General features: G+C 42.7%; 7 protein-coding genes and 1 pseudogene. 6 read left to right on the forward strand and 2 right to left on the reverse strand.

The window, feature by feature from the left end; all coding sequences use genetic code 11:
• A pseudogene (locus CHL74_RS16465) lies at nt 1-103 on the forward strand (ISAon1 family transposase); the annotation flags it as partial.
• Between the two features lie 385 nt (nt 104-488).
• On the opposite strand, the gene CHL74_RS14490 reads toward CHL74_RS16465, so the two are convergent.
• Entirely contained in the window at nt 489-1130 is a 642-nt protein-coding gene (locus CHL74_RS14490; protein ID WP_176452280.1) for an RloB family protein, read from the reverse strand.
• A 5-nt stretch (nt 1131-1135) separates the two neighbouring features.
• A complete protein-coding gene (locus CHL74_RS14495) occupies nt 1136-2461 on the reverse strand; it encodes an AAA family ATPase (protein WP_094881894.1) in 1326 nt (441 codons plus the stop codon).
• 1149 nt (nt 2462-3610) lie between these two features.
• Here CHL74_RS14495 and CHL74_RS14505 point away from each other — a divergent pair.
• The 5 genes from CHL74_RS14505 (at nt 3611) to CHL74_RS14525 (ending at nt 6680) form a co-directional block, all read left to right on the forward strand.
• Complete coding sequence (locus CHL74_RS14505) at nt 3611-3988, forward strand: single-stranded DNA-binding protein (protein WP_094881896.1); 378 nt, start codon at nt 3611-3613, stop codon at nt 3986-3988.
• Between the two features lie 432 nt (nt 3989-4420).
• On the forward strand, nt 4421-4771 hold the full coding sequence (locus tag CHL74_RS14510; protein ID WP_176452281.1) for a hypothetical protein: 351 nt from the start codon (nt 4421-4423) through the stop codon (nt 4769-4771).
• Between the two features lie 159 nt (nt 4772-4930).
• A complete protein-coding gene (locus CHL74_RS14515; RefSeq protein ID WP_176452282.1) occupies nt 4931-5683 on the forward strand; it encodes a ParA family protein in 753 nt (250 codons plus the stop codon).
• A 5-nt stretch (nt 5684-5688) separates the two neighbouring features.
• Nucleotides 5689-6033 carry a hypothetical protein gene (locus CHL74_RS14520; protein WP_094881899.1) on the forward strand — a complete coding sequence of 115 codons (345 nt, stop codon included), beginning with the start codon at nt 5689-5691 and terminating at the stop codon, nt 6031-6033.
• A 146-nt stretch (nt 6034-6179) separates the two neighbouring features.
• A complete protein-coding gene (locus CHL74_RS14525) occupies nt 6180-6680 on the forward strand; it encodes a hypothetical protein (RefSeq protein WP_254923341.1) in 501 nt (166 codons plus the stop codon).
• The last annotated feature ends 461 nt before the right edge of the window (nt 6681-7141 follow it).

Consider the following 7141-nt stretch of genomic DNA (forward strand, 5'->3'; position numbering starts at 1 on the left):
TGCAGAATCTTTCAATGCAAAAGTCAAGCATTTCAGAGCACAACTTCGGGGTATCATTGACAAGAAATTCTTTCTCTTCAGACTAACAAGATTGTATGCTTAATCCACACACTTTTTCAGGTGAGCCCATATATCTTTACAAATACCCATTTTCAGGGGTTGAAGATTTAACATATTTAACCTTTGTAAACACTCAAAATCTGCATTTTCGTGCTAAAACGTGGTTTTTTATCATTTTTGAGAGGTCGGCTTTTATCTGAATAAATCTGCCATCGTCAGCTGGCATTGGATGTCATCAGAATAGCCGCCCGGCGCAAGTCCATAGGAGGTAATCATCGTGATGAGTACCGTTTTCTCGGTGCCTGTTTCCCTAATGAAGGTCTCCCTTCGGTTGCTGATGCGGTTGTCCTCTTCTTCTGTAATAACGTAAGGGGTGTTGGATTATTGCATCGTCTTGGAATGTATCTCACGACTTATCTGTACGGTCATTATCTGTCCATGATGCTTTTTGCGAGTAAATATACTCTGGTTCCAGTAGTCTGTGGCCATCTGTCTTTTGGGTTTATATCCAGCTTTTCTGCTCTACATATAGCCTCTTCGACATGTGGAAGTAAGATGGATGGATCATAGTCTGATTCCTGATAATGTCCCATCAGTTTTCGAAGATGATATTTCGTCCATGTACCATGAGTTGACAAGCGAGGATTTTCAAAGAGGTTCTTCTTATCCTCTTCCGAATAATCTTCGATGTCTTCAAGGTGTAATATCAACCAAAGTTCGAAACATGGATTGCTCATGCAAAATCTGAGATTGCTATTTTGCTGACATAGCTGTGCAATGTCGGCAAGCATCTTTTCCTTCCAGTCGTCACGATCTATTACAATCCATAGTTGATCATCGTCTAAGATGTTGTATTCATCCATGAAATCTTTAATCTGGCGATGAACATTGGCTGGATTAGAGTTGTCATCTTCTCGGTTTAGAACAACCAGCTGTACATTAGTTGCACATAGTTCCTGGCGCATAGCCTCGAAGTAAATGTTCTCGGTTGCTCTTCCTTCGGCAGCTATGACGATGAGTCGAGAAGATTTAACTCCTTCTATTCGTTGAAAGTCTTTTCTTTGTCTCATAGCTGTTACCATTTTAATTGACTTATAGGCGCAAAGAACGGAATGGCTCCATAGCGTCCTAATAGATAACCCTTGCGAACATCTTCACGAGGCTTGAATTCTGCCAAGGATGTAAGATGAGATGCTCCATCCTTTCCCTTCTCGACAAACCATACTTCGTCAGCTCTGATAAGGTCGAGGTTGAGCAGGTTGCATTCATGAGTGGAGAAGATGAGCTGAGTGTCTCTTCCAGACTCCAGTCCTGAGAAATAGCACTCTAAGATTTTCTGCGAGAGCATCGGGTGCATACTGCGGTCAATCTCGTCGATGAGATAGTCAACTTCATTTTGCTTCAAATCGATGAGCATTGGGATGAAATCGAGCAATCGGATGCTGCCATCAGATTCTTCGCTCAGATCAAAAACAACCTCTGTGCCGGAAGTAAGATTCCGGTGAACAGCCTTTTGCTTGTAAATCTCATATCCTCCGTTGGCATTTACCTCGAAAAGAAGCATTTCGCCTCCAACTGTGGCAGCCATGCTATACGCCTTGCCGTTCTTTGCCTTGCTGAGTATGTTATCAAGTAAATCGGAAGATAAGTTCACATCCTCTTTCTTGATTTTGTACAGGCGTACGTCTGAAATGCCCGTGTTGAAGTAGGCAAGAAGCGAGCGAGTCGTTTCCTGCAGCTCGTCATTGTTTTCAGTAAGGAAAGAAATTCCCTGCAGGCGTGTGCTTGGGAAGATGATCTTCAAGCCGTCTGCAAACCAGTTCTTGGCCATGCGTATGGTTTCAAGTCCCTTGCCGTTTCTGCGCACATACTCTGAAAGGAAGCTGGAGTCGGAAGGAGTACTGTGGGCGATGAATTTCAGCAGCATGAATGTTTCTTCGTTTCCATCCACCTTGCCAAACGTAAACTCGTTGCCGGCAGCTGTAATCTTTCTGGTGAAAACTTCCTTGTCGGTACGGCTGTTGATTTCAAACAGCCATTCCTCCTTGATTCCTCCGATGGTGAACTCCATGCCATAGGCAAAACACTTACCCTTGGTCTTGAACTCAATTTCTACCTTGGAGTTTTTCTCTTCGGTATCAGCAAGCTTGAAAGGTTCCACCTTGCTTTGCGGAAAACTTCCATTGGCTATCTGCTGGAGCAGGGCAATGGCCTTGATGACGTTGCTCTTTCCGGAAGCATTTGCACCATACACGATACCAGCCTTCAGCACAGAAATATCGTCACGCTTCTCTGCACGGGAAACATGAGAAGGATGTGCGTTGCTCTTACCTGCCACAAAGCTGATTTGAGTCTCATCCTTGATGGAATATATATTTTCAAATGTAGCTCTAAGTATCATAACAATGTCATTTTCTTATTAATACTGATGCAAAGATAAGCTTTTTCTTCGAAAAATGTATAGTTTGATGTCGAATACTTGCAAAAATATTGCATAATTAACACAAATTAGCTGATTTAAGACCTTTTGCTTGTCAAAAGCTGTCGCTATTTGTGGAAGTTACTGGTTGTATAAAAATGCATTTATCCTGCAAAAACTCCAAAATGTATCGATAAGTCGTGGAAATCTATTGAAAAACGATAGATTTCCACGACTTATCGGCATGTTTTTGCGATTTTCATCCTAGTATGGATGAGTTTCCCTCTCCATTTCGTATAATTATTCTTGTATTTCAGCAAGGAAAAATAGATTCTCCCAAAATCATTGACTATATATTAATAAACAAGTTTATTTCGGCATATATACATATATGGTTTTCTTAAACTTGTAAACTTCCTGGTTTGAGTGGTTAAAAATCGGTAGAGGTTTACTATTTGAGTTTTAAAGAACATGTATAATACATGGATAAACTTAAACCTTAAACTTGTATGCGCCGTAAGCTTTGCCTTGGCTGCTCTTTAGCCGGTTCAGGACTTTGCCTTCTTCTCCTTACTGAAATTTCGTAGTCCTTCTCTGCAGTTTCGCTTGTTGCCAAGAGATATTGGTTGAGTTTGCCTCTTGTCTCAGGCATCATGCTTCTCTGGTTAGCTTCCATCTACAGACAGATGCTTACCCTTGGCAGTCGTAGGTCTGATTGTTCTTTCCTTAACTTAGCCATATTCATGATGAAGTGTGAGTTTTCCTGCCAGTCTCTTGAACTTATAAGCCGTATTGCTCAACCAGTTTGCTTGAACAACATCGAGGAGGATGCAGCTTTCCTTTACCCAACCAACTGCAGATATTTTCTACTCATCCTTTTCTTTCATATTTTTGGACGAAGCATCCACACTTACTTTTTCCGCTGCAAAGTTAGTGCAAGCCACATTTCTGCAAGTACCAGGTGCCTTATTCTCAGAATTTTTTCAAAAACTTTTCCGTCTGCTGCTCATCCAAAAAACTTTTCCTGCCCAAGGGTGAAATAATTCGATAATTCCTTGCTTCCTATGTTTTCCTTGCCAACTCTGATAGCACCGTAAAAAATAAATGTTTCACTTCTAAAAATATTGAATTATGAAAAAGATGGAAAATTCTTTCGCAGTAACTGGTTTCGTAGGTAAGGATGCAAGCATCCATCAGTTTACAACCGCAAGCGTAGCTCGCTTCTCACTAGCTATCAGCCGCAATGAGAAGAATGGCGATGAAAACTCTCGCACTTCTGCCTTCATGAATGTAGAGGCTTGGCGCAAGAACGAGAACACCGCTTCATTCGACCGTCTGGTCAAGGGAGCACTCCTCACAGTAGAGGGCTACTTCAAGCCAGAGGAATGGCAGGATGCCGAGGGAGTCAAGCACAACCGAGTGATTCTCGTTGCCACCAAGTTCTACGAAGCTGTAGAGAAGGAGAACGCTCCTGATTCTCAGCAGGGCAAGACCCAGAAGGATAAGTAAATCCTTCTCTTCTCATAAAGAGCGGCCTTCGGGTCGCTTTTTTTGTGCTTATACTTCTTCTCATTTTAGTCATTCTGCATCATTTTAATACCCTATTAAAACGATGCAAAAATATCAATAATAAACTGATATTCAATAGCCTTACGAGTTTTATTCCTATACTTTTCCTTGCTGAAAGGATTGTCCAGTTATAGGAGGATTTCATTCATCGACTTCTGGGAATCGGTAAGAATTCTGTTGCGAAGGTAACGGTTCTGTCTTATCTTTACAAGGTCAGGGCGTTGCTTTGCTGAAAAATCTCCACACCATTCGGGTAGTATTTTACAGACAAAACCTTGTATGGATAGCCATAACACCTTCTGGATGCAACATAATTTTTAACCATCCCCGAAGTAGTTGATCTACGAAAGGGAGATAAAATCAGATGGCATTATGACAACAATGAAATCAATTCTCAGCCGACTTACCCAGGCAGTGAGCGGCACAGACAAGGAGCTCTTCAGTGAGCAGGAGTTGAACCAGTTTGCTTCATTCTATCTTGGCAAGTGGGATGAGAACACAAGCGAGGACGTGGTGGCAGAGTCATTCGTGGACTATTGGTGGAACACCGACAAGGCTTGCAGACGATGCTCGGAATGTGGCAAGCTGATGCGTGAGGGCTATTGCGCAGACATGGGAGTAGCCTACTATTGCAGCAAGGACTGTCTGCATAGCGACTTCACAGATGAGGAATGGGCAGATGAATGTGAATCCAACGACCAGAGTTATTATACAGAATGGTAATCCTGACGTTTCCCCTGACACTTTGGGTTGTTAGGGGAAGCGTGAAGGAACTTTCGCCAGATACCCGTACCTTTGTACACGTTAATACATGTAGCCACGTACACGTGGAGCCATGTACACATGAATACGTTAATACATATATACAAAAGATTTTATATTATGTCATTGAAAATCATTACATTCGCCAATCATAAAGGTGGCGTTTCGAAGACCACCTCTACAGCCTCCATCGGGGCTTGTATGGCACGTATGGGCAAGAAAGTCCTGCTCATAGACCTTGACGGTCAGGCAAATCTTACCCTGTATTTCATCCTAAATGAAAATGAGGTGCAGGCAAGTATCTTTGACTCTCTGGTTGATGGCGCACCCCTGCCAGTGAAGCACGTCAGGGAGAACCTCGACCTCGTTCCTTCCTCCCTCGAAATGGCAAGCGCAGAGATTGCCCTCACCAACCTCCTGGCAAGAGAACAGCTGCTGAGCCGACTGCTCGAACCCGTGAAGCAGAACTATGACTACATTCTCATAGACTGTCCTCCTTCTTTGGGAATCGTTACCACAAATGCTTTCCTCGCTGCAGATGAAATCATCGTTCCGATGACTCCCGAACTTCTTCCTCTGAAAGGAATGAGAATGCTCGATTCCTTTGTCTCGACCTTGCAGCGAGTGAAGCCGAACCTCAGACTGGGAGGAGTCTTTATTGCCAGATTCAACCATCGCAAATTGAACAAGGTGGTTGAGCAAGCCGTGAAGTCCCGTTATGAGACTATCACCATGAAGACTCGCATCCGTGAAAACATCGCCCTGGCAGAATCGGCAGGCAGCGGTCAGAGCATCTTTGAATACGACCCTCAGTCGAACGGAGCGAAGGATTATCAGGCATTGACAGAAGAAATTATTTCACGTAATCAGTAAAGACTATGGCAAAGAAGAATATGGACATTCTGCTTGGCAACATTCTCGGTAAGGCTGCCATTCATCCGCAGGACAGATTTGACAGGTCTCCTGGGAATCCTCAGGAGCAACAGATTTCTGCTCCCAACTCTCAGACAGAGAGCGATTCGCCCAATGATGAACCCTGGCGACATTTCTCCTTTATCTGCTCAAAGGAACTCGTTGACAAGGTTCAGACCATCGCCCGAAAGGAAGGTTTCACCATCCGCTCCTTTATGGAATACGTCATGAAACAAGGCGTTGAAGCGTATGAGTCGAAATATGGTAAGGTCAAGAAAATCAGGACTAAAACCATCCGAGAAGTTATGTAGAAAGTGTGGACGTGTAGCCATGTACACATGAATACATTGATACACGTGTACGTTGATACATATATACATATAGACGTTAATACATGTCCACATGTGGATATGAATATAATGAAATTAAATAACATCAAAAACGAAAAGTCATGAAAATGAAAAAGTATCTTTCAATCGCCATCCTTCTGATGATGATGGCTTCACTAGTAGTATTCACCTCTTGCGGCAATGATGACCCGACGGAGGACATCGGAAATCCGGAAACAAAACTGGACGTTTGGACAGAGCCATTCCACATCATGGGTGCGAATGTGGATGAGGTCAAGAGCTATATGGCTCAATCCATGAAGCGTTACCGCCAGGTGGCTGAGACTTCCGGCGACAACATCCCGTTGACCTATATGACAGGGCAGGGTAGTGAAGGCGTTCTTTACAGCTTCTCCCGTCTTGACGGTTCGCTCTATTCTGTCATTGATACGGAGCAAAGTGTGAACCGTGGGCTTGTGATTGACTATCTGAAGAAGCACTACACGCTTGTTTCTGCCGATGAAGCCAGCCTGCAATACTGCTTCACCAACCCGGACAAATCCATGGTGATTACAACCATGAAGATTTCAGACTCCTATTTCAATGTGAACTATTCATTGGTTTATTGATAGTAAAAGCCTTAAACATATATAAAAACAGGATTTAACCCCGTAATCTGCAATAAAATTACAAATATCGGGGTTAAAACGGTTTTTGTGGTGCGACAGAGGTAATTTAATCGTTGAAAATCCAGCAAAAGAAAGTTGCTGTTTTTGTACGCAGATATTCGTATATGAATACTTCGATGCAAAAATAGCAACTTTTTGGATTACGTCCGCACTGTGGACGCAATTAGGAAAATCTAACTTTCATTGTTGTTGGTCATGTGGACGTGAATACATGTATATATGTATAGGTGTGTACATGAATACACATTCAAAAACCGTAAAATGCCGAAAAAGAGGCTCATCCGATAAAGTCCGTGGCATCCCTACCCAAATATATCAACGATACATGATAGATTTTCCGTAAAGATGTTTACCTTTGCTGTATGAAAAATGATGTCAGCATTAATATGTACAAGGGACTT

This window comes from Prevotella sp. 885 (assembly GCF_002265625.1).
In the GTDB taxonomy this organism is placed as follows: domain Bacteria; phylum Bacteroidota; class Bacteroidia; order Bacteroidales; family Bacteroidaceae; genus Prevotella.